At 73.4% G+C, this 24,109-nt stretch carries 23 protein-coding genes; 17 read left to right on the forward strand and 6 right to left on the reverse strand.

What is annotated here, in order from left to right:
• Nucleotides 1-139 precede the first annotated feature (139 nt).
• From OG309_RS24730 to nudC, 4 genes are all read left to right on the forward strand, one after another.
• Nucleotides 140-955: a hypothetical protein gene (locus OG309_RS24730; RefSeq protein ID WP_329423827.1), complete on the forward strand. Its 816-nt coding sequence runs from the start codon at nucleotides 140-142 to the stop codon at nucleotides 953-955.
• 52 nt (nucleotides 956-1,007) lie between these two features.
• Nucleotides 1,008-4,430 (forward strand): ATP-dependent DNA helicase, encoded by a 3,423-nt coding sequence (locus OG309_RS24735; RefSeq protein ID WP_329423829.1) that lies wholly within the window; start codon nucleotides 1,008-1,010, stop codon nucleotides 4,428-4,430.
• Nucleotides 4,431-4,440: 10 nt separating this feature from the next.
• Nucleotides 4,441-5,859 carry a dipeptidase gene (locus OG309_RS24740; protein WP_329423831.1) on the forward strand — a complete coding sequence of 473 codons (1,419 nt, stop codon included), beginning with the start codon at nucleotides 4,441-4,443 and terminating at the stop codon, nucleotides 5,857-5,859.
• Nucleotides 5,860-5,949: 90 nt separating this feature from the next.
• Nucleotides 5,950-6,906: an NAD(+) diphosphatase gene (nudC, locus tag OG309_RS24745; protein ID WP_329423833.1), complete on the forward strand. Its 957-nt coding sequence runs from the start codon at nucleotides 5,950-5,952 to the stop codon at nucleotides 6,904-6,906.
• Nucleotides 6,907-7,023: 117 nt separating this feature from the next.
• Here nudC and OG309_RS24750 read toward each other — a convergent pair whose 3' ends face one another.
• Nucleotides 7,024-7,266 carry a mycoredoxin gene (locus OG309_RS24750; RefSeq protein ID WP_329423835.1) on the reverse strand — a complete coding sequence of 81 codons (243 nt, stop codon included), beginning with the start codon at nucleotides 7,264-7,266 and terminating at the stop codon, nucleotides 7,024-7,026.
• Nucleotides 7,267-7,427: 161 nt separating this feature from the next.
• Between OG309_RS24750 and OG309_RS24755 the strand changes: the two genes are divergently transcribed.
• From OG309_RS24755 to OG309_RS24775, 5 genes are all read left to right on the forward strand, one after another.
• Nucleotides 7,428-9,611 (forward strand): ATP-dependent DNA helicase UvrD2, encoded by a 2,184-nt coding sequence (locus OG309_RS24755; RefSeq protein WP_329423837.1) that lies wholly within the window; start codon nucleotides 7,428-7,430, stop codon nucleotides 9,609-9,611.
• Between the two features lie 171 nt (nucleotides 9,612-9,782).
• Nucleotides 9,783-10,166, forward strand: coding sequence for a hypothetical protein (locus tag OG309_RS24760; protein WP_329423838.1), 384 nt, complete (start codon nucleotides 9,783-9,785; stop codon nucleotides 10,164-10,166).
• Between the two features lie 173 nt (nucleotides 10,167-10,339).
• A complete protein-coding gene (locus OG309_RS24765; RefSeq protein WP_046910982.1) occupies nucleotides 10,340-10,708 on the forward strand; it encodes a WhiB family transcriptional regulator in 369 nt (122 codons plus the stop codon).
• A complete protein-coding gene (locus OG309_RS24770; RefSeq protein WP_329423840.1) occupies nucleotides 10,705-11,028 on the forward strand; it encodes a hypothetical protein in 324 nt (107 codons plus the stop codon). Before OG309_RS24765 ends, OG309_RS24770 begins: the two co-directional genes overlap by 4 nt.
• A gap of 107 nt (nucleotides 11,029-11,135) precedes the next feature.
• Nucleotides 11,136-11,318, forward strand: coding sequence for a hypothetical protein (locus OG309_RS24775; RefSeq protein WP_329423842.1), 183 nt, complete (start codon nucleotides 11,136-11,138; stop codon nucleotides 11,316-11,318).
• A 24-nt stretch (nucleotides 11,319-11,342) separates the two neighbouring features.
• Here OG309_RS24775 and OG309_RS24780 read toward each other — a convergent pair whose 3' ends face one another.
• Both OG309_RS24780 and OG309_RS24785 read right to left on the reverse strand, forming a co-directional pair.
• Nucleotides 11,343-12,698: an ABC1 kinase family protein gene (locus OG309_RS24780; protein WP_329423844.1), complete on the reverse strand. Its 1,356-nt coding sequence runs from the start codon at nucleotides 12,696-12,698 to the stop codon at nucleotides 11,343-11,345.
• A gap of 38 nt (nucleotides 12,699-12,736) precedes the next feature.
• On the reverse strand, nucleotides 12,737-13,861 hold the full coding sequence (locus OG309_RS24785) for a ThiF family adenylyltransferase (protein ID WP_329423846.1): 1,125 nt from the start codon (nucleotides 13,859-13,861) through the stop codon (nucleotides 12,737-12,739).
• A 187-nt stretch (nucleotides 13,862-14,048) separates the two neighbouring features.
• Between OG309_RS24785 and OG309_RS24790 the strand changes: the two genes are divergently transcribed.
• From OG309_RS24790 to OG309_RS24805, 4 genes are all read left to right on the forward strand, one after another.
• Entirely contained in the window at nucleotides 14,049-14,624 is a 576-nt protein-coding gene (locus OG309_RS24790; RefSeq protein WP_329423848.1) for a M48 metallopeptidase family protein, read from the forward strand.
• Between the two features lie 115 nt (nucleotides 14,625-14,739).
• Nucleotides 14,740-16,392 carry a TerD family protein gene (locus OG309_RS24795; RefSeq protein ID WP_329423850.1) on the forward strand — a complete coding sequence of 551 codons (1,653 nt, stop codon included), beginning with the start codon at nucleotides 14,740-14,742 and terminating at the stop codon, nucleotides 16,390-16,392.
• Nucleotides 16,393-16,406: 14 nt separating this feature from the next.
• A complete protein-coding gene (locus OG309_RS24800; RefSeq protein WP_329423852.1) occupies nucleotides 16,407-17,087 on the forward strand; it encodes an AIM24 family protein in 681 nt (226 codons plus the stop codon).
• 19 nt (nucleotides 17,088-17,106) lie between these two features.
• Entirely contained in the window at nucleotides 17,107-17,862 is a 756-nt protein-coding gene (locus OG309_RS24805; RefSeq protein ID WP_329423854.1) for an AIM24 family protein, read from the forward strand.
• Nucleotides 17,863-17,954: 92 nt separating this feature from the next.
• On the opposite strand, the gene OG309_RS24810 is transcribed toward OG309_RS24805, so the two are convergent.
• Both OG309_RS24810 and OG309_RS24815 read right to left on the reverse strand, forming a co-directional pair.
• Nucleotides 17,955-18,479 (reverse strand): NUDIX hydrolase, encoded by a 525-nt coding sequence (locus tag OG309_RS24810; RefSeq protein ID WP_329423856.1) that lies wholly within the window; start codon nucleotides 18,477-18,479, stop codon nucleotides 17,955-17,957.
• Nucleotides 18,476-19,924, reverse strand: coding sequence for a zinc-dependent metalloprotease (locus tag OG309_RS24815; protein ID WP_329423858.1), 1,449 nt, complete (start codon nucleotides 19,922-19,924; stop codon nucleotides 18,476-18,478). Before OG309_RS24815 ends, OG309_RS24810 begins: the two co-directional genes overlap by 4 nt.
• A gap of 211 nt (nucleotides 19,925-20,135) precedes the next feature.
• On the opposite strand from OG309_RS24815, the gene OG309_RS24820 reads away from it, so the two are divergent.
• The 4 genes from OG309_RS24820 to OG309_RS24835 all read left to right on the forward strand — a co-directional run bounded on the left by OG309_RS24820 (nucleotide 20,136) and on the right by OG309_RS24835 (nucleotide 23,368).
• Nucleotides 20,136-21,245, forward strand: coding sequence for an SDR family oxidoreductase (locus OG309_RS24820; RefSeq protein WP_329423860.1), 1,110 nt, complete (start codon nucleotides 20,136-20,138; stop codon nucleotides 21,243-21,245).
• A gap of 118 nt (nucleotides 21,246-21,363) precedes the next feature.
• The gene (locus tag OG309_RS24825) at nucleotides 21,364-21,837 is read left to right on the forward strand and encodes a molybdenum cofactor biosynthesis protein MoaE (RefSeq protein ID WP_329423862.1); all 474 of its coding nucleotides are present in this window, start codon (nucleotides 21,364-21,366) and stop codon (nucleotides 21,835-21,837) included.
• Between the two features lie 159 nt (nucleotides 21,838-21,996).
• The gene (locus tag OG309_RS24830) at nucleotides 21,997-22,236 is read left to right on the forward strand and encodes a hypothetical protein (protein WP_329428759.1); all 240 of its coding nucleotides are present in this window, start codon (nucleotides 21,997-21,999) and stop codon (nucleotides 22,234-22,236) included.
• Between the two features lie 43 nt (nucleotides 22,237-22,279).
• Nucleotides 22,280-23,368, forward strand: a complete 1,089-nt coding sequence (locus OG309_RS24835; RefSeq protein ID WP_329423864.1) for a YlbL family protein — start codon at nucleotides 22,280-22,282, stop codon at nucleotides 23,366-23,368.
• 11 nt (nucleotides 23,369-23,379) lie between these two features.
• Here the strand turns inward: OG309_RS24835 and OG309_RS24840 are convergent, their stop codons facing one another.
• Nucleotides 23,380-23,934 carry a PPA1309 family protein gene (locus OG309_RS24840; RefSeq protein ID WP_329423866.1) on the reverse strand — a complete coding sequence of 185 codons (555 nt, stop codon included), beginning with the start codon at nucleotides 23,932-23,934 and terminating at the stop codon, nucleotides 23,380-23,382.
• Nucleotides 23,935-24,109: the final 175 nt, after the last annotated feature.

Consider the following 24,109-nt stretch of genomic DNA (forward strand, 5'->3'; position numbering starts at 1 on the left):
CCGCCGCCGCCCGGGCCCCGCCGCCGCGAAGTCGCGCGTACGGGACCGCTCCGGCAGGCTTGGATACCGGGGTCGAACACCGGGGGGACCGTCGGGGAACCCCTGGGCGCCGCCCGGGGGAGTCCGCGAGGAGGCTCGCATGGCGTCCCACACCACCACGTTCCGCGCCGCCGTCACCGCCGTCTGCACCGCCGCGATCGTCGGCGCCGGACCGGCCGCCCTGGCGCAGACGCCAACCTCCGCGGCCCCGCCGTCCGCCGCCCGGGTGCTCGCCCCCTCGCCCGACCCCTTCCAGGGCCTCACCGCCGACCAGATCGGCGACCGGGCGGTGGCCGCCACCCAGTCCGCGACCTCGCTGCGCATGACCGGCCGGGTCGTCTCCGGCGGCGAGCGGCTGGACGTCGACTTCTCGGTCGACGACCGGAAGCAGTGCACCGGCGTGGTGAGGATCGGGGGCGGCGCCGCCGAACTGCGCCAGTCCGCCGGCGTCACCTACATGAAGGGCGACGAGCGCTTCTGGCGGGCGTCCATGACCTCCCAGGGCATGCCCGAACCGCAGATCGCCGCCACCATCGAGCTGCTCAAGGGCCGCTGGCTGAAGATCACCCCCGGTCAGGCCGGCAGCAGCGACCTCAGCGGCGTCTGCGACCTGAAGGCGCTCCTCGCCGACCTCGGCGAGAACGAGGCCGAGCGCAGCGGACTGACCCGAGGGCCCGACGGCGTGGTGTCCGGCACCCCCGTCGCCACCCTCGTGAAGCACAAGCCCGGCGGGGAGACCACCACCGTGTCCGTCTCCGAGCGCGGCAAGCCGTACATCCTCAAGATGGTCAAGACCGGCGGAGACGAACCCGGCGCGATCGTGCTCTCCGAGTACGACAAGCCCGTCAAGGTCGTGATCCCGCCCGCCGACGAGACCGTCGACCTCTCCAAGCTGGACCAGGGCACCCCGGCGTGACGGACGTCTCGCCCGGCCCGGGATGTCGGTGGGCCCCGTTAGCCTCTTTGGAGTGACCGCACGCATCACCGACCCCGAGCAGCTCAAGGAGCTCCTCGGCATCCCGTTCACCCCGGAGCAGACGGCCTGCATCATCGCGCCGCCCGCCCCGCAGGTCATCGTGGCCGGAGCCGGCTCCGGCAAGACCACCGTGATGGCCGCCCGGGTGGTCTGGCTCGTCGGCACGGGCCAGGTAGCCCCCGAGCAGGTCCTCGGGCTCACCTTCACCAACAAGGCCGCCGGCGAGCTCGCCGAGCGCGTGCGCACCGCCCTCGTCCGGGCCGGGGTCACCGACCCCGACGTCATCGACCCCGACGACCCCCCGGGCGAGCCCCGCATCTCGACGTACCACGCCTTCGCCGGGCAGCTCCTCACCGACCACGGCCTGCGCATCGGCCTGGAGCCCACCTCACGGCTGCTCGCCGACGCCACCCGCTACCAGCTCGCCGCCCGCGTGCTGCGCGAGGCCCCCGGCCCGTACCCCGCGCTCACCAAGTCCTTCCCGACCCTGGTCGGCGACCTCCTCGCGCTCGACGCCGAGCTCGCCGAGCACCTCGTCCGCCCGCAGGACCTCAGGGCGTACGACACCGGGCTGCTCGACGCCCTGTCCCGCGCCAAGCTCACCAACGCCGACCTGCGCAAGGTCCCCGAGGCCGCCGCCGCCCGCCGCGAGCTCCTCGACCTCGTCGTGCGCTACCGCGCCGCCAAGCGCTCCCGCGACCTCCTCGACTTCGGCGACCAGATCGCCCTCTCCGCCGAGCTCGCCACCACCCGCCCCGAGGTCGGCGCGATCCTCCGGGACGAGTTCCGGGTCGTCCTCCTCGACGAGTACCAGGACACCTCCGTCGCCCAGCGGCTGCTCCTGTCCGGGCTCTTCGGACAGGGCACCGGGCACGCCGTGACCGCCGTCGGCGACCCCTGCCAGGCCATCTACGGCTGGCGCGGCGCCTCCGTCGCCAACCTCGACGACTTCCCCGAGCACTTCCCGTACCGCGACGGCAGCCCGGCCGCCCGCTACGCCCTCTCCGAGAACCGGCGCAGCGGCGGCCGCCTCCTCGACCTCGCCAACGGGCTCGCCGCCCCCCTGCGCGCCATGCACGCGGGCGTCGAGGCCCTGCGGCCCGCGCCCGGCGCCGAGCACGACGGCGGCGTCCGCATCGCCCTCCTCCCCACCCACGCGGAGGAGATCGACTGGCTCGCCGACTCCCTCGCCCACCTCGTCCGCACCGGCACCGAACCGGGCGAGATCGCCGTCCTGTGCCGCACGGCCGGCGACTTCCCCGCCATCCAGGCCGCCCTCGTCGCCCGGGACGTCCCCGTCGAGGTCGTCGGCCTCTCCGGGCTGCTCCACCTGCCCGAGGTCGCCGACCTCGTCGCCGTCTGCGAGGTCCTCCAGGACCCGGGCGCCAACGCCTCCCTCGTGCGGCTCCTCACCGGCCCCCGCTGGCGCATCGGCCCCCGCGACCTGGCCCTCCTCGGCCGCCGCGCCCGGCTGCTCGTGTACCGGCCCGGAGGCGGACCGGACGACCCCGACCAGCGGCTCGCCGCCGCCGTCGAGGGCGTCGACCCGGCCGAGGTGGTCTCCCTCGCGGACGCCCTCGACACCTTCCTGGACTCCGGCGGCCCGGGCGGCGAGGACGACGGACTGCCCTTCTCGGCCGAGGCCCGGGTCCGCTTCGCCCGCCTCGCCACCGAGCTGCGCGCCCTGCGCACCTCGCTCGCCGACCCCCTCATGGACGTGCTGCACCGGGTGCTCAACGCCACCGGACTGGAGGTCGAGCTCTCCGCCTCCCCGCACGCCCTGGCCGCCCGCCGCCGCGAGACCCTGGCCGGCTTCCTCGACACGGCCGCCGGCTTCGCCTCCCTCGACGGCGAGGCCACCCTCCTCGCCTTCCTCGGCTTCCTGCGCACGGCCGCGCAGTACGAGAAGGGCCTGGACCACGCCCTGCCCGGCGGCGAGAACACCGTCAAGGTGATGACCGCGCACAAGTCCAAGGGGCTGGAGTGGGACGTCGTCGCGGTGCCCGGCCTGGTCGCCGGGCAGTTCCCGTCCGCCCGCGCCCGCGAGTCCTGGACCTCGCAGCCCCAGGTCCTGCCGCACGCCCTGCGCGGCGACGCGGCCACGCTGCCCGCGGTCGACGGCTGGGACTCCAAGGCCCTCGGCGCCTTCAAGACCGCCCTGCGCGAGCACCAGCACACCGAGGAGCTCCGCCTCGGCTACGTGACCTTCACCCGCCCCCGCTCCCTCCTCCTCGGCTCCGCGCACTGGTGGGGCCCGGCCCAGAAGAAGCCCCGCGGCCCCTCCGACTTCCTCCAGGCCCTCTACCGCCACTGCGAGACGGGCCACGGCGAGATCGAGGCCTGGGCCGACGCCCCGGAGGAGGACGCGGAGAACCCCCTCCTCGCGGCCGACCTGACGGACCAGGCCTGGCCCCTGCCGCTGGACGAGGAGAGCCTGAGGCGACGGCGGGAGGCGGCCGAGCAGGTGCTGTCCCGGCTGTGGGCCCACGCCCCCCAGGGGCAGGGGACGCCGGCTCCCCGGTACCAGGGGGCGCCGGTGGCGCCCGCCGCCCAGGACCCGTACGACGAGGACCTGTGGCTCCCGGAGGAGGACTGGACCGAGAGCGCCCCGCACCTGGACGCCACCGCCGCCCACCCGGACGCCCCCGCTACCCACCCGGACGTCCCCGCCCAGCGCCACGAGCCCCTCTCCGCGGAGGACGCCAAGGCCATCGCCTCCTGGGACCGGGACCTCACCGCCCTCACCGCGGAGCTGCACCGGTCCCGCGCCACCACCAGGGACGTCGTCCTCCCCGCGTACCTCTCCGCCTCCCAGGTCCTCCGCCTCGCCGCCGACCCCGACGGCTTCGCGAAGGAGCTGGCCCGGCCCATGCCGAAGCCGCCGCAGCCCGCCGCCCGCCGCGGCACCCGGTTCCACGCCTGGGTGGAGTCGCGGTTCGAGGAGCTGCCGCTGCCCCTGCTCGGCCCGGACGAGCTGCCCGGCGGCGAGGAGTTCGCGGGGGAGCCGGAGATCGTGGACGAGCGGGACCTGGACGCCCTCAAGGAGGCCTTCGGCCGCACGCCGTACGCCCACCGCACCCCGTACCGGGTGGAGATCCCCGTCCACCTCTCGCTCGCGGGGCGGGTGGTCCGGGGCCGGATCGACGCCGTCTACCGGGACCCGGACTCCGGCGCGTACGAGATCGTCGACTGGAAGACCAGCCGGCTGCGCACCGCGGACCCGCTCCAGCTCGCGATCTACCGGCTCGCCTGGGCCGAACAGCACGGACTGGCCCCGGAGGAGGTCGCCGCCGCCTTCGTCTACGTGCGGACGGGGGAGGTCGTGCGCCCCGCGCGGCTGCCGGGCCGGGCCGAGCTGGAGGCGCTGCTGCTCGGCGGGGACTCCCCGGACGGGGACCCCGTCGGCGCCGGATAGGCTCGGAGCCATGAGCCAGACCCCGGACAACGCCGTCCGCACCGCACGGACCGAGACCGTACGCGCGTACGTCGAGCAGCACCGCGCCGCCTTCCTCGACGAGCTCGCCGAGTGGCTGCGCATCCCCTCGGTGTCGGCGCAGCCCGACCGCGCGGACGACGTGCGGCGCAGCGCGGACTGGCTCGCCGACCGGCTGGCCGGGACCGGCTTCCCCACCGTGGAGGTCTGGGAGACGGACGGCGCCCCGGCGGTGTTCGCCGAGTGGGCGTCCGGGGAGCCGGACGCGCCGACCGTGCTGGTCTACGGGCACCACGACGTGCAGCCCGCCGCCCGCGAGGACGGCTGGCACACCGACCCGTTCGAGCCCACGGTCGTCGACGGCCGGATGTACGCGCGGGGCGCCGCCGACGACAAGGGCCAGGTGTTCTTCCACACCCTCGGGGTCCGCGCGCACCTCGCCGCCACCGGCCGCACCGCGCCCGCGGTCAACCTCAAGCTGCTCGTGGAGGGTGAGGAGGAGTCCGGTTCGCCGCACTTCCGCGCCCTCGTGGAGAAGCACGCCGACCGGCTGGCCACCGACATCGTGATCGTCTCCGACACCGGCATGTGGTCCGAGACCACCCCGACCGTGTGCACCGGCATGCGCGGGGTCGCCGACTGCGAGATCGACCTGTACGGCCCCGACCAGGACATCCACTCCGGTTCCTTCGGCGGCGCCGTGCCCAACCCGGCCACCGTCGCCGGCCGGATCGTCGCCGCCCTGCACGACGCGGACGAGCGGGTCGCGATCCCCGGCTTCTACGACGGGGTCACCGAGCTCTCCGACGCCGAGCGGGCGCTCATCGCCGAGCTGCCCTTCGACGAGACCGGCTGGCTGACCACCGCCAGGTCGCACGGCACCCTCGGCGAGGCCGGCTACTCCACCCTGGAGCGCGTCTGGGCCCGCCCCACCGCCGAGGTCAACGGCATCGGCGGCGGCTACCAGGGCCCCGGCGGGAAGACGATCGTCCCCGCCTCCGCCCACCTCAAGCTCTCCTTCCGGCTCGTCGCCGGACAGGACCCGGAGCACATCGAGAGCGCCGTCCGCGGCTGGCTGGCCGGGCTGGTCCCGGCGGGCGTCCGGTACGAGATCGTCTTCGGCGCCCCGACCCGGCCCTGTCTCACACCGCTGGACCACCCGGCCCTGAAGGCCGTGGCCGGGGCGATGAGCCTCGCCTTCGACGGCGCCAAGGTCCGCTACACCCGCGAGGGCGGCTCGGGACCGGCCGCCGACCTCCAGGACGTGCTGGGCGCGCCGGTGCTGTTCCTGGGCATCTCGGTGCCGTCCGACGGCTGGCACGCACCGAACGAGAAGGTCGAGCTCGACCTGCTCATGAAGGGCGTCGAGGCCTCCGCTCACCTGTGGGGCGAGCTGCCCGCCGCCCTCTGAGCGGCCCGGCGGGCCCGAGCGCGGGCCCGCCGGCCGACCGTCCTGACGCCGAACGCAGAAACCACCGATCCGGGGGAGTTGGAAGCACCTGTGAGCACCTTCCGTTACGAGGCCGGGGACCGTCCGATCGGACTGACCGCCCCGAGCGGCATCGACCGCGCCGCCCACCACCGCCTGGACGAGGCGTGGCTGGCGGCCGCCTGGAGCCACCCGACCACCCGGGTGTTCGTGGTCTCGGGGGGACAGGTGCTCATCGACGAGCCCGCCGACGACGCCGACGGCCGGACCGAGCTGGTGATGACCCCGGCCTTCGAGGCCCCGGTCACCGAGACCCACCGCTACTTCCTGGGCACGGACGCCGACGGCGTCTCCTACTTCGCGCTGCAGAAGGACAGCCTGCCGGGCCGCATGGACCAGTCCGCTCGGCCCGCCGGGCTGCGCGAGGCGGGGCTGCTGCTGTCGCCGCGCGACGCGGGCCTGATGGTGCACGCGGTGGCGCTGGAGAACTGGCAGCGGCTGCACCGCTTCTGCTCGCGCTGCGGCGAGCGGACCGTGGTGGCCGCGGCCGGCCACATCCGCCGCTGCCAGGCCTGCGGCGCCGAGCACTACCCGCGCACCGACCCGGCCGTGATCATGCTGGTCACCGACGACCAGGACCGGGCGCTGCTCGGCCGCCAGGTGCACTGGCCCGAGGGCCGCTTCTCCACCCTCGCGGGCTTCGTCGAGCCGGGCGAGTCCATCGAGCAGTCGGTGGCGCGCGAGGTCTTCGAGGAGGCCGGCGTCACGGTCGGCGAGGTCGAGTACGTCGCCAGCCAGCCCTGGCCCTTCCCGTCCAGCCTGATGCTGGGCTTCTTCGCCCGCGCGACCTCCTCGGAGATCGCCGTCGACGGCGAGGAGATCCAGGAGGCCCGCTGGTTCTCCCGCGAGGACCTGGCCGCCGCGTTCGAGTCGGGCGAGGTCCTGCCGCCGTACGGCATCTCGATCGCCTCGCGGCTGATCGAGCTCTGGTACGGGAAGCCGCTGCCGAAGCCGGGCGACGTGGTCTGACACGGCCGGGCCCGCCGAGCGGCCCGAGCCGTGCCCAGGCGCATGCGGAACGCGAACGGCCCCCTCCCGGCACTGCCGGGAGGGGGCCGTTTTCGGCCAAGGGCACGAGGGGCCGGCTCAGACGCCGACCTTCTGCTTGACCTGCGCGAGCGACGGGTTCGTCAGCGTCGAACCGTCCGGGAAGAGCACGGTCGGGACGGTCTGGTTGCCCCCATTGGCCTTCTCCACGAACGCGGCCGACTCGGGGTCCTGCTCGATGTTGACCTCGGTGTACGCGATGCCCTCGCGGTCCATCTGGCTCTTCAGCCGGCGGCAGTAGCCGCACCACGTCGTGCTGTACATCGTCACAGTGCCCTGCATGGCCTGGCGCTCCTCTGTCTCGCGGTCGGGTGCCGAGAGGAGAACGTACGCGGTCCCCCGGCCATTCCCGCATCCGGCCCGTTCCGTATTCGTATGACCGGTGCCACACCCCTGTGGACAGGCCTCCGCATCCACCCCCGGGAACCTGGCAGCATGGCGGAGTGACACCAGCAACGCACTCCACTTTCTTCCCGCAGGTCCCCGAGACGGCCGACGCGGTGCTCGACGGGCTCGACCCCGAGCAGCGCGAGGTCGCCCTGGCCCTGCACGGACCGGTGTGCGTCCTCGCCGGAGCGGGCACGGGCAAGACCCGGGCCATCACCCACCGCATCGCCTACGGGGTGAGGGCGGGCATCCTGGCGCCCGCGAGCGTGCTCGCCGTCACCTTCACCAACCGCGCCGCCGGCGAGATGCGCGGCCGGCTCCGCCAGCTCGGCGCGGGCGGCGTCCAGGCCCGCACCTTCCACTCGGCGGCGCTGCGCCAGCTCCAGTACTTCTGGCCGAAAGCGGTCGGTGGCGAGCTGCCCCGGCTCCTGGAGCGGAAGGTCCAGCTGGTCGCCGACGCGGCCGCCCGCTGCCGGATCCGGCTCGACCGGAACGAGCTGCGGGACGTCACGAGCGAGATCGAGTGGGCCAAGGTCACCCAGACCGTCCCCGCCGACTACCCGGCCGCCGTCGCCAAGTCGGTGCGCGACGCCCCCCGCGACCCGGCCGAGATCGGCCAGGTCTACGCGATGTACGAGCAGCTCAAGCGCGACCGCGACGTCATCGACTTCGAGGACGTGCTGCTGCTCACGGTCGCCATCCTCCAGGACCGGCACGACATCGCCGACCAGATCCGCCGCCAGTACCAGCACTTCGTGGTGGACGAGTACCAGGACGTCTCGCCGCTCCAGCAGCGGCTGCTCGACCTGTGGCTCGGCGAGCGCGACACCCTGTGCGTGGTCGGCGACGCCAGCCAGACCATCTACTCCTTCACCGGCGCCACCCCCGACCACCTGCTGAACTTCCGCACCCGCCACCCGGACGCGACCGTGGTCAAGCTGGTCCGGGACTACCGGTCCACCCCCCAGGTCGTCCACCTGGCCAACGGGCTGCTCAGCCAGGCCCGCGGCCGGGCCGCCGAGCACCGCCTGGAGCTGATCTCCCAGCGCGATCCGGGCCCCGAGCCCGGCTACACCGAGTACGCGGACGAGCCGGCCGAGGCGGAGGGCACCGCCCGCCGCGTCCGGGACCTGATCGCCGCCGGCGTCCCCGCCGGCGAGATCGCCGTGCTCTACCGGATCAACGCCCAGTCCGAGGTCTACGAGCAGGCCCTCGCCGACGCCGGCGTGCCCTACCAGCTGCGCGGAGCCGAGCGCTTCTTCGACCGCGAGGAGGTGCGCAAGGCGGGCGTGGCGCTGCGCGGCGCCGCCCGCGCCGGAGGGAACGACGCGCTCCTCGACGACGTCGAGGACCTGCCGGCCCAGGTCCGCGCGGTGCTCTCCAGCACCGGCTGGACCGAACGGCCGCCGACCGGCTCGGGCGCGGTCCGGGACCGCTGGGAGTCGCTGGCCGCGCTGGTCCGGCTGGCCGAGGACTTCGCCCGGGCCAGGCCCGGCGCCACCCTCTCCGACCTGGTCGCCGAGCTCGACGAGCGGGCCGCCGCCCAGCACGCGCCCACCGTCCAGGGCGTCACGCTGGCCTCGCTGCACGCCGCCAAGGGCCTGGAGTGGGACGCCGTCTTCCTGGTCGGCCTCGCCGAGGGCATGATGCCGATCACCTACGCCAAGACCGACGAGCAGGTCGAGGAGGAGCGCCGGCTGCTCTATGTGGGCGTCACCCGGGCCCGGGTCCACCTGACGCTCTCCTGGGCGCTCTCGCGCTCCCCGGGCGGCCGCGCCTCCCGGCGCCCCACCCGCTTCCTCAAGGGCCTGAGGCCCGGCTCCGGCGCCCTCGGCACGGCCGGCACGGGCGGTGGCGGCGGGATCGAGCGCGGTACGGGCGCCGCCCCCGAGCGGCGCAGGCGGCGCGGCCCGGCCCGTTGCCGGGTCTGCGGCGCCACGCTCACCGAGGCCGGCGAGATGAAGCTGATGCGCTGCGAGGACTGCCCGTCGGACATGGACGAGGGGCTGTACGAGCGCCTGCGCGAGTGGCGCGCGGGACAGGCGGGGCAGCTTGGCCAGCCGGCGTATTGCGTGTTCACCGACAAGACGCTCATGGCGATCGCCGAACGCGTACCGGACTCCGCGGGGGAGCTGGCCGCGATCTCCGGGGTGGGCGCCCGCAAGCTGGACCGCTTCGGAGCCGATGTTCTCGCCATCTGCGCAGGTGAGGACCGTGGAGGAAGCCACGACGAGACCTGAGGAAAACTCGTCGGAAAAATAGTTTGCGCCCGCCCCGCCACGCCCCATAGGTTCTTAACCACGGAAACAGCGGCTTCTTCGAAGCCCTGTCTTCGTGCTGTACTTGTCCAAATGAACATGAGGGTCCGGCTCACCCCGAGCCCTCCGAGACGCCGAGAGGAGGCGATTCCAGTGATCAGCATCATCGAGAACATCAAGACCAGCACCGCCAAAATGACCGATCTCTCGGTCGTCTCCGCCTGCACGCTCGGCTTCTCCGCCGGCGCGCCCGTGTCCTCGGTGGCCCCGGCCTCCTTCGCGTCCTCCGCTCTCCTTGGCAGCGGTCTGTCCGGCGCCGGTATGCCCGTTCTCGGCATGCCCGGTCTGCTGGTCGATCGCCCGGAGCGCAATGAGCGACCGACCAAGGCACTGGAAGCAGGAGTAGTGGGCAAGGCCCAGGCCACGGCCTATGGCTTTGCGGCGACCGGTGCCGGCATTGAGCAGAAGCAGCAGACGACGCAGCACCACACGATGTGGGCCTTCCGTGGGCTCGAACCCTGGAGTGATCCAGTCTGATCGACGATCAGACCGGCGCCTTCAGGGCCGCGGAACCCCACCAGGGATCCGCGGCCCTTCTGTTTGTCCCCGAACGGGGACGACGGAGCGAAGGGGCCTCGGGACCAGTAGCGACCGGTACCAGCAGAAACCCCGGCCCACCGGCCGGAACGACCAGACGAGGAAAAACACCCGTGCAACTCGAAGCGCACGCCCCGTCCGTACCGCCTTCCGAAACGATCCCCCCGCCCGGCCTCACGGAGGACTCCGCCTTGACCCCCCTCACCGCGCTGACCGCGCTCGACGACGCCATCGAGAACCTCGGCGTGCCCGTCCCCTGCCGCTCGTTCGACCCGGAGGTCTTCTTCGCCGAGTCCCCGGCCGATGTCGAGTACGCCAAGTCGCTCTGCCGGACCTGTCCGCTGATGGCGGCCTGCCTCGCGGGCGCCAAGGAGCGCCGGGAGCCCTGGGGCGTCTGGGGCGGCGAGCTCTTCGTCCAGGGCGTGGTCGTGGCCCGCAAGCGGCCCCGTGGCCGTCCGCGCAAGAACCCGGTCGCGGCATGAACGTCACCGGAACCATCGACCGCCCCCTCACGCACGATCCCCAGAAGCAGGCCCCGATGACCTCGCCCGCCCACGAGCCCTCCGGCTCCGCGACCCCAGACGTTTCGATCATCGGCGCCCACCGCTCGCGCCAGAACAGGACCCGTGAAATGCAACTCATCCCAGAAGCCCTGGCCCGTGCCCATATGCACGACCGCCTGCGGGAAGCCGACGCGGAACGCCAGGCCCTGCGCCTGGTCGCCGCCCGGCGCATGCAGCGGCGCGCCGAGCGCGTCTCGATGCGTGCCCGCCGCGCGCTCGCCATGGCCGTCATGCACTGACCCAGGCGACAGCCAGGTAGAACAGAACGCGGGGGCCGGTCCGAACGGACCGGCCCCCGCGGTGCGTTGTCCTGCCGCCGGACGCTCGTCGGGTTATCGTCACGAAGGTGAACGAAGCCCCGGCCCCCGAGGCCGCCTACGTGTGCGCCCGCTGTGGCAGGACCGCCCGGGAGCTGCCCCTCACCTGGACCTGTTCGGTGGAGAACGGCACCCGCGAGTACTTCTGCGAGGAGTGTGCCCGCGCCAACATCAGGGCCATCGAGGGCCGCCTCGACTCCTCCTGGTGGTGAGCGCCGGCCCCGCCGCCCGCCCCGCTACCCGGCCGCCTCCTCCGCGAAGCCGGGCAGCCACGCGGCCAGCTCGTCCCGCAGCCGGACCGTCGCGTTCAGCTGGCACAGCACCCCGATCGTGCTCAGCGTCACCCGGTGTATCAGCAGGTACGAGGGCGGCAGATTCAGCTGCTTGCCCAACTGGTGGGCGGGGGAGCGGGGGTCGGCGATCCGGGCCGCCTGGGTGCGCATCCAGCCGCGGGTGAAGACGAAGGACTCCGCCTCGGCCGGCTCGATGATCGGCAGCAGATACTCCAGGACCTCGTCCGGGTCGAGCGCGATGGACTCCTTCACGAAGCCCTCCGCGCGCAGCAGCTCGTAGACCGTCTCCGCGTCGCCGGCCAGGGTCATCCGCAGACAGGTGCCGATCGTCTCCGGAAGGCCGCCGGGCAGCCGGTCCACGGTGCCGAAGTCCAGCACCCCCAGCCGCCACCCGCCGGGCCCGTCGTCCTCGTCCCCGACGGGTCCGGGCAGCAGCCGGAAGTTGCCCGGGTGCGGATCGGCGTGCAGCAGACCGGTGCGCGCGGGCCCGGAGAAGAGGAAGCGGGCCAGCAGCTGGCCCGCCCGGTCCCGCTGCTCCGGCGTGCCGTCCGCGATCACCTCCGAGAGCGGGACGCCGTCCATCCACTCCGTCACCAGGACCTGCTCCGACTGGTGCACCACCGCGGGGACCACCACGTCCGGGTCGTCCGCGAACTCCTCGGCGTGCTCCCGCTGCGCCTCGGCCTCCAGGGCATAGTCCAGCTCCTCCGCGACACGGTCGCGCAACTCCGCGATCAGCGGCTTGATGTCCATGCCGGGGATCAGCGGGCCGAGCAGCCGGGCGAAGCGGCTCAGCTGGGTCAGGTCCGACAGCAGCGCGTCCCCCGCCCCCGGGTACTGCACCTTCACCGCGACCTCGCGGCCGTCGTGCCACACCGCCCGGTGCACCTGGCCGATCGAGGCCGCGGCCGCGGGCTTCTCCTCGAACTCCAGGAACAGCTCCCGCCACTCCTCGCCCAGCCGCTCCGCGAGCACCGCGTGCACCGTGCGCGTCGGCATCGGCGGCGCCGCCTCCTGCAGTTTGGTGAGCGCCGCCCGGTAGGGCCCCGCGACCTCCTCGGGGAGCGCCGACTCGAAGACGGACATGGCCTGCCCGAACTTCATCGCCCCGCCCTTGAGCTCGCCGAGCACCTTGAACAACTGCTCGGCCGTGCGCTGCTGGAGCTCCCGCGCGACGATCTCCGCGGACTTCCCGCCGATCCGCTTGCCGAGCCCCCACGTGGCCCGGCCCGCGAAGCCCAGAGGCAACGCGGCCAACTTGGCGGTCCGGGTGACCGCCTTCCGGGGAAGATCAGACATGCGCCCTCCAAGTCCCAGACTGCCGTGCCGGGCAGGCCCTACCCCGCCATTGTGTCCTGCGCCCTCGCCGCCGCTGAGGCATGCTCCCCCCTCCGCGCACGCCCGGCCCCGCACGGACACGCCGGATGGGCCCGCACCGGCTCCACGCGCCACTCCAGCAGCGGCAGCGACACCTCCCAGCGGGCCCCGGTGCTCGACGGCGGGTCGCCGTCGAGGAAGGCCAGCGCGTGCGCCGCCGCGAGGCCCGCGACCGCCGTGGCCAGCGCCACGTCGCAGGCCGGCAGCGGATGCGGTGTGCCGGAACGCCACTGGGCGGGCAGCCGGGGCCAGACGGGCTCCCGCTCGCACCGCTCCCGCTGCACGCACCCCGCGCAGGCGGTGGCCCCGGGCAGCACCAGCGGGCCCACCACGCCCGTCGCCTCCAGGACCCCCGCGTACAGATGGGGCGTGCCGGTGGCGACCCAGCCCTCGGCCGACAGCGGGTCGGGCACGTACGCCCCGAGGCCGTCCCGGGGTGTCACCACCACGAGTGAGAGCCCGGGCTCGCCACCGCCGTCACCCGGTCCGGTACGAACCTCCCGCGGCGGGCGCCCGCCGGGTGCCGAGCGCCCCACCAGACGCCGGGCCGCCACCGCGCGCCGCTCGCCTACCGCCTCGGCCGGCAGTCCGCCCGGGGACACCTCCCACGGCGCGACCGTGCCCGCGTCCAGGACCTCCACCCGGCCCACGCCCGCGGCCGAGAGGAGCGCCGCCACCGCCGCGCCGACCCGGCCGGCGCCCCGGACCTGGACCCGCCGGGCCCGTCGCGCGGCGAGCGCCCGCGCCGCCCCGTCCGGAGCACGGTGGACGACGGAGAGCGAGGCCAGGTCCGCGCGCACCGGATCGAGCGCCGGATCCGCCCGCCGCGCCGAGGCGTCGGCGATGAGCCCGGCCGCCGCGAGCCGCCCGAGCAGCGCCTCAAGGTGCCCGTCGGGCAGTCCCAGGGCCCGGGCCTCCGCCCGCAGCAGCTCCGTCCCGCGGGTTCCGTCGAAGAGGCCGATCAGGCTGCCGGTCGTCGTGTCGACCGGGCCCAGGACGACCGCGTGCGCGGGCGTCACCCCGAACTGCACGTACCGCAGATTCCGCCAGGCGCGCCGCAGCGCCGGTTTGACCATCGGATGCATGACCCGCCCCCCGTGAATCCGTAAACGATCTTTCTTCGTCGTGACGCGCCGTCCATCGGTGAGGTCGGCTCCGTTGTCAGATTGCCCGGTCGGTGCGTGCGGAGCGGAAAGTTGTCCACAGGGTCGTGGCATTAATCATTTGAATGGTGCGGGACTTCCCGCGCCGCCAGCGGGTAACGTCGGGCCCGTGCCGGCCGACCCACAGAGCAGCCTGACGAGCAATCCGCCCCGCGGCTCGGGGAGGGGTGCGGTCGAGGTCCGGAGAAGCTCCCGCCGGAGCAGAACCGTCTCCGCCTACCGCGAGGGCGACCGGACCATCGTGCTCATCCCCGCCCGGATGTCGGAGGCGGAGGAGCAGCGCTGGGTCACCGTCATGCTGGACAAGCTGGCGGCCCAGGAGAGCCGCGGCGTCCTCGGCGACCGGGAGCTGACCGAGCGCGCCGAACGCCTGGCCGAGCAGTACTTCGCCGGCCGGGCCCGGCCCAGCTCCGTGCGGTGGGTGACCAACCAGAACACCCGCTGGGGCTCCTGCACCCCCTCCGAGGGCAGCATCCGCCTCTCCCACCGGCTCCAGGGCATGCCCGAGTACGTCGTCGACTACGTGCTCTGCCACGAGCTGGCCCACCTCCTCGTGCCCGGTCACGGGCCGGACTTCTGGCGGCTCCTGGAGGCCTATCCGCGCACCGAGCGGGCCCGCGGCTATCTCGAGGGCGTGGTCGCCGCCGGGCGGCTGCCGCACCTGCCGGCCGCGCGCGAGGAGTGATTCCGGCCAGGCTCCGGTTCTGTACCGAATGCGTCCCGGCTTGTCCGAATGCCACGGACAGCCGTTAGCCTGGCGCGACGCATTCGTGAATCGGGATGGGGGACGGTCGTCACATATGGCCAGGGAATTCCAACGCGGCCACAAGGCCAAGATCAGTGATCTCACGGCGGGCACCGATCTGTACGTGGGCGTGCAGATCGCGGCGCCCGGCCTGAGCTTCGACATCAGCTGCTTCGGCCTCGATGTGGACGAGCGGCTCTCCGACGACCGGTACTTCGTCTTCTTCAACCAGCCGAAGTCCCCCGAGGAGTCCATCCAGCTCCTCGGCGCGCAGGCCGGCGACACCGAGTCCTTCCGCGTCACCCTCGACCGTGTGCCCGCGCACATCCACAAACTGTCGTTCACCGCGACGATCGACGGCGCCGGGCAGATGTCGCAGGTCGGCCCCGGCTGGATCCGGATCGTCGCGGGCGGCGAGGAAGTCGCCCGCTACGCCTTCACCGGCGCGGAGTTCTCCACCGAGCGCGCCGTCATGCTCGGCGACTTCTACCTGAAGGACGTCTGGCGCTTCGCCGCCGTCGGCCAGGGCTTCGACGGCGGACTGGAGGCGCTGCTCAAGAACTTCGGCGGCGAGGTCGCCGAGGAGGAGCCGGCCCCGCAGCAGGCTCCCGCCGGTGCCCCCGGCTTCTCCCCGCCCGCGCAGGCCGCCGCGCCGCCGGCGTTCGGCGCCCCCGCCGCGCCCCCGGCGCCCGCCCCGGCCCCCTCGTTCGGAGCCCCGCAGGCCCCGGCCCCGGCTCCTGCTCCGGCACCCGCGCCGATGCACGCCGCGCCGACGATGGCCGCGCCGCTGGCAGCCCCGGCGCCCGCCCCGGCCCCGCCCGCCCCGGCGCCCGCCCCGGCCCCGCCCGCCCCGGCCCCGGCGCCGTACGGACAGCCGCCGCAGCCCCCGCAGTACGGTCAGGTCCCCGGCCAGACCCCGCCGCCCGGCGCCTACGGCCAGCCCGCCCCCGCCCCGTACGGACAGCCGCCGCAGCCCCCGCAGTACGGCCAGGCCCCCGGCCAGTTCGCCCCGCAGCACGGCATGCCGCAGGGCGTCCCCGCCACCGGTGCCGGGCTCGCCGCCGCGCTCGCGCCGTACAAGGAGGCCGCGACCGGCGCCCGCTGGACGCCGCAGAACCAGCAGCTCATGCGGGTCGACCTCGCCATGGGCGGCGCCCCCGTCCTCGCCCGCCAGGGCTCCATGGTCATGTACCAGGGCAAGGTCGACTTCGCCTACAAGGGAGCGGGATTCGCCGGCCGGATCGTCGGCAACGCCACCGGCCAGGAGATGCAGCTCATGCGCTGCACCGGCCGCGGCCAGGTCTTCCTCGCCGAGAACGGCGCCCATCTGCACCCCATCGAGCTCCAGGGCGACGGCATCTGCGTCTCCGCGGAGAACGTGCTCGCCTTCGACGAGTCGCTCCAGCACGAGGTCCGGCGCATCGAGGGCCACGGCATCCCCGGGGGCGCCCTGTTCACCATGCAGTTCCAGGGCACCGGCACCGTCATCGTGAAGACCCAGGGCGTGCCCGTCGTGCTGCCCGTCACGCCGACCACCTTCGCCGACTGCAACGCCGTCGTCGCCTGGTCGTCCGCCTCCCAGGTGATCCTCTCCAGCCAGGTCCGGCTGCGCCGCAACGCGTACCCCGGCCACAGCGGGGAGACCGTCAACCTCCAGTTCCGGGGAGCCCCCGGCAACTTCATCGTCGTCCAGCCCTACGAGGTCTGAGGGAGCCCGGAACCATGAACCAGCAACTCGCGGGCTACGCCCCGACCCCCGTCACGGCCCGCATGGAGAACCACGGGCGCTCCATGCTCAAGGTCGCCATGGCCAGCGGCCAGGACCTCTACGCGCGCACCGGCTCGATGGTCGCCTACGAGGGCTTCATCACCTACGAGCCCAACCCGCCGGCCGTCCGCCAGGTCGCCCAGCAGTGGCTCACCGGCGAGGGCGCCCCGGTCATGAAGTGCTCCGGCGACGGACTGCTCTACCTGGCCGACTACGGCGCCGACGTCGTCGTCATCAACCTCGCCAACGAGTCCCTCTCCGTCAACGGCAGCAACCTGCTCGCCTTCGACGCGCACCTCCAGTGGGGCGTCGAGCGGGTCAAGGGCCTCGCCAAGTTCGCCGGGCAGGGCCTGTTCAACGTCCAGGTCGCGGGCACCGGCTGGGTCGCGCTCACCTCGCGCGGCACGCCGATCGTCGTCGACTGCGGCCGCGGCGAGGACGAGACCTACGTCGATCCGGACGCGCTGGTCGCCTGGTCCCCGGCGCTCAAGGTCAAGGGCAAGCGCAGCTTCAAGGCCTCCTCCCTCATCGGGCGGGGCAGCGGCGAGGCCTTCCAGATGGCCTTCTCCGGCCAGGGCATCGTCGTCGTACAGCCGAGCGAGGACAGCTCCGACCGCCTTCGGGCCCGGGGCTGAGGGGGAGCGAGAACACACCATGCAGAGCCCGCTTTTCAACCACGCCGAACAGCAGAGCCAGGAGCGGTACGTCATCCAGAACCCGCAGCTGCTGCGGGTCACCCTGGGCGGCCAGGACGACATCCTGGCCCGCAAGGGAGCGATGGTCGCCTACCAGGGCCTCGTCGACTTCGACGGCGAGTACCAGACCTCCAACCAGCGCCGGGCCCGCGCCCGCACCGGTGAGGGACTCGACCTCATGCGCTGCTCCGGCCAGGGCACCGTCTACTTCGCCAACCTCGCGCAGAACATCCACGTGATGGAGGTCGAGCAGGAGGGGCTGACCGTCGACAGCTCGTACGTCCTCGCGCTCGACTCGACGCTGCACACCGAGGTCATCGCCGTCGACAGCCAGTACGGGGTCTCCGGCACCGGCAAGTACCAGCTGAACATCTCCGGCCGCGGCAAGGTCGCCCTGATGACCTCAGGCCAGCCGCTGATGATGCAGGTCACGCCCGACAAGTACGTGAGCGCCGACGCGGACGCGATCGTCGCCTGGTCCACCGGGCTGCGGGTCCAGATGCAGGCGCAGACGCACAACTCCGGCGTCCGGCACCGCCGGGGCGGCACCGGCGAGGGCTGGGAGCTCAGCTTCCTCGGCCAGGGCTTCGCGCTCGTCCAGCCCAGCGAGGTCATGCCGCCGCAGCACGCCGCCATCGGGCAGGGCCTCGCCGCCCAGTACGGCGTCGGCCAGCACGGCGCCCACGCCCAGAACCAGAACAACGCCTGGAGCTGACGTACGCGGACGGGTAAGGGGCGGTCGCCATGGCGACCGCCCCTTACCCATGTCCCGCGTGGTGCCGTTCCCCGCGTTCCCGCCGTTCCCCGCTACGCGAGTCGCGCCAGCGTGCGCTCCAGCAGCCGCACCACCGACGTGTCCGCCACGTCCGCCACCTCGTCGTACGCGAACCAGCGCAGGTCCAGCGACTCCTCGCTGATCTCCGCCTGGGCCCCGGCCGGGGCCAGCGCCGCGTACTGCACGTCCAGGTGCCAGTGGCAGGGCGCCGGGATCGGGTGCCGGTCGAGCCGCACCGGGCCGCCCGGCAGCAGCGTCAGGCCCGCGATGCCGGACTCCTCCGTCGCCTCCCGCAGCGCCGCCGCCTCGACCGTCGGGTCGCCCGGCTCGCAGTGGCCGCCCATCTGCAGCCACATGTTCAGCTTCTTGTGCAGGGTGAGCAGCACCCGCCCGCGCGACGGGTCGATCACGAGCGCGCTGCTCGTGAGGTGACCGGCCGTGCAGGGCTTGTACATGCCGTCCTCGTGCTCCGCGAGGTGCGCCAGATAGGCGTCACGGAGCTCCGGCTGGTCCTCGTACCCCTTCAGGACGAGGACCGCGTCGTCGCGCAGCGTCACTCCTTGCCGCCCTCGGACTCGCCCTTGCCCTGCTCCCCGGGGGTCTCGCCGTCGCCCTTCGCGGCCTCGCCGAGCATCTTGTCCAGCTCGGAGAAGTCCAGGTGCTCACGGTGGACGAAGCCGTCCGGGTCGTCCAGGTCGGTCGCCGTCGGCAGCATGTCAGGGTGCTCCCACAGCGCGTCCCGGCCGTCCGTCCCGCGCGCGTCCGTGAGCGAGGCCCACAGCCGGGCCGCGTCCCGCAGCCGACGCGGACGCAGCTCCAGGCCGATCAGCGTGGCGAAGGTCTGCTCCGCGGGGCCACCCGTCGCCCGGCGCCGGCGCAGCGTCTCGCGCAGCGCGTCCGCCGAGGTCAGCCGGGACTTCGCGGCCTCGTGGACGACCGCGTCCACCCAGCCCTCGACCAGCGCGAGCGCCGTCTCCAGACGGGCCAGGGCCGCCTTCTGCTCCGGCGTGTCCTCCGGCTGGAACATGCCCTGCTGGAGTGCCTCCTGCAGCTGCTCGGGGTGGGTCGGGTCCAGCTGGCCCACCGCCTCCTCCAGCTTGGAGGTGTCGACCTTGATCCCGCGGGCGTAGCCCTCGACGGCGCCGAACAGGTGCGAGCGCAGCCACGGCACGTGCGCGAAGAGACGCTGGTGGGCGGCCTCGCGCAGGGCCAGGTAGAGCCGGACCTCCTCCGGGGGGACACCCAGGTCCTTGCCGAAGGCCTCCACGTTCAGCGGCAGCAGCGCCGCGCGGCCGGCCGGACCGAGCGGCAGCCCGACGTCCGTCGAGCCGACGACCTCGCCCGCGAGCGCGCCCACGGCCTGCCCGATCTGCTGGCCGAACATGGCGCCGCCCATGGAGCGCATCATGCCGATCAGCGGGCCCGCCATGGCCTGCATCTCCTGCGGGAGCACGTCACCCATCGCCGTGCCGACCCGCTCCGCGACCGGGTCGACCAGCTGCTGCCAGGCCGGGAGGGTCGCCTCGACCCACTCGGCACGGCTCCAGGCCACCGCCGTGTTCGCACCCGAGGGGAGCGAGGTCGCCTGGTCCAGCCACAGGTCGGCGAGGCGCACCGCCTCCTCGACCGCCGCCTTCTCGGACGGGCCGACGCTGGCGTCCTTGGTGCCGTCGGGCGTGCCCTGGGCGACGACCTGGCGCGCGATCTGCTTGGCCATGTCCCAGTTGACCGGGCCGCCCTCGTAGCTGAGCATCTGGCCGAGCTGCTGGAACGCCGCGCCCAGGTCCTGGGGGTTCAGCGACCCGAACATCGCGGCGAACGGGTTGTCCGCGCCGCCGGGGCCGCCGGCGCCGCCCATGCCGGGCAGCCCGCCGAAACCGAACGGGTCGCCGCCCTGGCCACCGGACCCCTGGCCACCTCCGGCGGGGTCCTTCTTCTTGCCTTCGTCGCCGTTCTCCGGCTCCTCCGGCGGAAGGCCGAATCCGAATGGGGTGTCACTCACAGGTTTCCTCGGCTCGTAGGGCCGCCGGCTTCTCTTCCGACGGCGGGTTCTCGGCTCGGCTCGCCTCCCCGACTACACACCACCAGCGTAGACATCCGTGCCGGATCCGGGCTCGGTGCTCCGCCGGGCCGTGGGCTGCGGCAGGATGGACGCCACCTGGTACGTACGCGTCATTAACGTACGTACTGAAGACAACCGCTGGAGACGCCCGGTGAGTTCCCCAGATCCTCAGGTTCGCGCAGCGCGAAACCACTCGGCCAGGTCCGCCGCGCGCGGCCCCGTCGTCGCGGTCACCGGTGCCGCGACCGGCGTCGGCGACCTCCTGACCAGGCGCCTTGCCGCCTCCGACGAGATCAAGCAGGTCGTCGCGATCGACGAGCGCCGGGGCGAGGTGGCCGAGGCGCAGTGGCACATCCTCGACGTACGCGATCCGGCCATCGCGGAGAAGCTCCGCGGCGTGGACGTGGTCGTGCACCTCGCCGTCGACCTCGACCTGGAGACCGACCCGGCCGCACGGACCGCCTACAACGTGCGCGGCACGCAGACCGTCCTCACCGCCGCCGCCGCGGCCGGGGTCCACCGGGTGGTGCTCTGCACCTCCACGATGGTCTACGGGGCCCTGCCCGACAACGACATCCCGCTCTCCGAGGACGCCGAGCTGCGCGCCACCGCCGAGGCCACGGGCGTCGGCGACCTCCTGGAGATCGAGCGCCTGGGCCGCCGCGCCCCGCGCGCCCACCCCGGACTCCACGTGACCGTGGTGCGGCCCGCCGTCCTGATCGGCGGTACGGACACGGCGCTGACCCGCTACTTCGAGTCGCCCCGGCTCCTCGTCGTCGCCGGATCCCGCCCCACCTGGCAGTTCTGCCACGTGGACGACCTGGTCAGCGCGCTGGAGTACGCGGCGCTGGAGAAGGTCGACGGCGAGTTCGCGGTCGGCTGCGAGGGCTGGCTGGAGCAGGAGGAGGTCGAGGAGCTGTCCGGCATCCGCCGGATGGAGCTGCCCTCGGCCGTCGCCCTGGGCGCGGCGGCCCGGCTGCACCGGATCGGGCTCACCCCGTCCCCGGCGGGCGACCTCGCGTACACGATGCACCCCTGGGTGGTCAGCGTCGGGCGGCTGCACGACGCCGGCTGGCGGCCGCGGTGGACCAACGAGGAGGTGCTCGCCGCGCTCCTGGAGGAGGTCCAGGGCCGGCACACCGTCGCCGGACGCCGGCTCGGGCGCAAGGACGCGACGGCGGCCGGTGCGGCCGGCGCGACGGTGGCGCTGCTCGGCACGGCGGCCCTGGTCCGGCAGATGCGGAAGCGGCGGGGGCTGTAGGCGCGGTCAGCGGGCCGGATCCGCGGGCGGCGCCTGTAGGACCCTCCTACGGCGGGTCGGCGCGGCCGGTCGAAAACGCTATTCCGCGTTGTCCGCGCGGTGCGGCACGATGGTGGGCATGGCACACACGCACGCCCACCCGAGCGACCACCCCGGCGAGCTGGGCGGGGACGACCCGATCAAGCTCCTCGCGATCCGTGACACCGCGCTCTCGGTCGACGAGGTCTTCCGCGCGGTCGGCGACGACGCCGCCGGCGGCATGACGCTCTTCGTGGGCACGGTGCGCAACCACGACGGGGGTGCCGACGTCGACGCCCTGGGCTACTCCTGCCACCCCTCCGCCGAGGCGGAGATGCGCCGGGTCGCCGAGAAGGTCGTGGCCGACTACCCGGTCCGCGCCCTGGCCGCCGTCCACCGTGTGGGTGACCTCCGTGTGGGTGACATCGCGGTCGTCGTCGCCGTCTCCTGCCCGCACCGGGGCGAGGCCTTCGAGGCCTGCCGCAAGCTCATCGACGACCTCAAGCACGAGGTCCCGATCTGGAAGCACCAGACCTTCTCGGACGGTACCGAGGAGTGGGTGGGTGCCTGCTGAGGCCTGGTGGGTGCCTGCCGATCGCGCAAGGCGCCACGCCGACGACCCGTAGTCGAACGCCCCGATTTGCGTAACCGCCCCCCAGGTACGAGCGTTGATTCCGCGGATGAATAATCTGCTGATCAACTCACTGGGGACCATTGGGGATGGGAGGTCGGGATGGCAGCGCTCGCCTGGTTGCTGATTCCGCTTTTCGCAGTCGTCGGCGCGGCGATATGGGGAAGCTGGGCTTCACGCAACAAGACCATCGGGGACGTCGCCGAGCTCGCGGGCTACGCGCGGTTCAGGGACGCCATGGAGCGCTCCCACGTGCCCGCTTCCGCTTCGGTCCGCCCGGAGCACGAGACGGCCCCCGCGGCCGCCGCGCCGACCCCGGCCGCGAGCTCCACCACCGGCTGAGCCCCGAAGGCGCACTCACAGGCCGGTCCCGTACTGTCGTTCCATGCCACGCCGCACCGCGACGATGCTCGCCTCCACCCTGGTCCTGATCACGCTGCTCTGCGTGGGCGTCCTCATTCCGGTGCCGTACTCGGAGATGAGCCCCGGTCCGACGGTGAACACCCTCGGCGAGGCGCGCGGAGAGCCGGTCCTCCAGATCTCGGGTCGTCAGACCTACCCGACCACCGGCCACCTCAACATGACGACGGTCCGTGTCACCGGCGCGGACTACAACATGAACGCGGTCGAGGCCGTCTACGGCTGGCTCGCCCACGACAGCGTGGTCGTCCCGCACGACACGCTCTACCCGGACGGCAAGACCGAGGAGCAGTCGAGCCAGGAGAACGCCGAGGAGTTCAGCCAGTCCCAGGAGAGCGCCAAGGTCGCCGCCCTCAAGGAGCTGGGCATCCCGGTGACCACCCGGGTCGTCGTCGCCACCGTCGTCAAGGACACCCCCGCCGAGGGCAAGCTGCACGCGGGCGACGTGATCCGCGCGGTCGACGGCGTGGCCGTCAAGGAGCCGGGCGACGTCGCCAAGCAGGTCACCAAGCGCAAGCCCGGTCAGGACGTGGAGTTCACGATCGTCCCCGCCAAGGAGGCGGCGGCCGCGGAGAAGGCCCACAAGGACGCCACGGCGACGAAGAAGGTGGTCCTCACCACCGCGAAGTCGCAGGAGGGCGACCGGGCCATCGTCGGCATCCAGGCCGGCACCGACCACGTCTTCCCGTTCACCATCGACATCAACCTGGCCGACGTCGGCGGCCCCAGCGCCGGTCTGATGTTCGCGCTGGGCATCGTCGACAAGCTGACCCCCGAGTCCCTCACCAGCGGCAAGTTCATCGCCGGCACCGGCACCATCGACGACAAGGGCAAGGTCGGCCCGATCGGCGGCATCGAGATGAAGCTGGTCGGCGCGCGCGACGCGGGTGCCGAGTACTTCCTCACCCCGGCCGACAACTGCGCGGCCGCGGCCGCCGACACCCCGGACGGACTCACCCTCGTCAAGGTGGGCACCATCGGCGACGCGACGAAGGCGCTGGAGCAGCTGCGCAAGGGCGACACCGCCTCGCTGCCCAGCTGCTCCAAGAGCTGACCCGGGCCCCGTTACGAGGCGAAGGTCGCCGACAGCGCGTCCGCGAGGCCCGGCACCAGGTCGGGCCCGGTGAGCACCTCGTTCGGCGAGTCCTTCTCGCGCAGCCGGATCGCCGCCTCGCGGGAGCCGTCGCGCAGCACGGCCACGGTCATCCGGACCTCCTGGCGGTCCGGGTGCCGGGCCACCCACTTGGCGAGCGCGGCCCCGCCCAGGTCCTTGGGCACGGCGGCCTCGGCGGACGGCGGCAGCATCATCCGCTCCACGGTCAGCGCGCAGCCGGTGACCGCGGACGGCCAGGCGATGGTCCCGAGGAACTCGTCGAGGGCCTTGCCGCGCGGCAGCTGGTCCTGCTCGATCGGGGTGTAGCCGGCGGCGGCGGTGCCGCCGAGGCCGAGCTGGGAGGCGAGCGAGGGCTCCTGGGCGCGCAGCTTGGCGGTGTCGACCAGGGCGAAGAGGCGGGCCGGCTGGTCCCAGCCGAGGCCCGACGCGTACTCGTCGATCTCGAGCACGGCGCGGGTGAGGGGGCTCGAGGCCATCTGGGGGCCGGAGGGGGAAACGTTGGACATGGACAACATCCTGCCTGGTCTTTCGCCGAAGTCCCGCCGAAGTGCCCGCCGAGGTCTTTCCCGGGCAGCCGAGAGGACGGGAAACGGCGGCCGCTCCGGGAACTCGGTAAAGCCTCAGTAAGTTGCATCAGTGGGCTCTACGATCGCGGAGCCTGCTTATCGACGCATCAACCTC

Origin of the sequence: Streptomyces sp. NBC_01268 (assembly GCF_036240795.1) — a bacterium.
Taxonomy (GTDB): domain Bacteria; phylum Actinomycetota; class Actinomycetes; order Streptomycetales; family Streptomycetaceae; genus Streptomyces.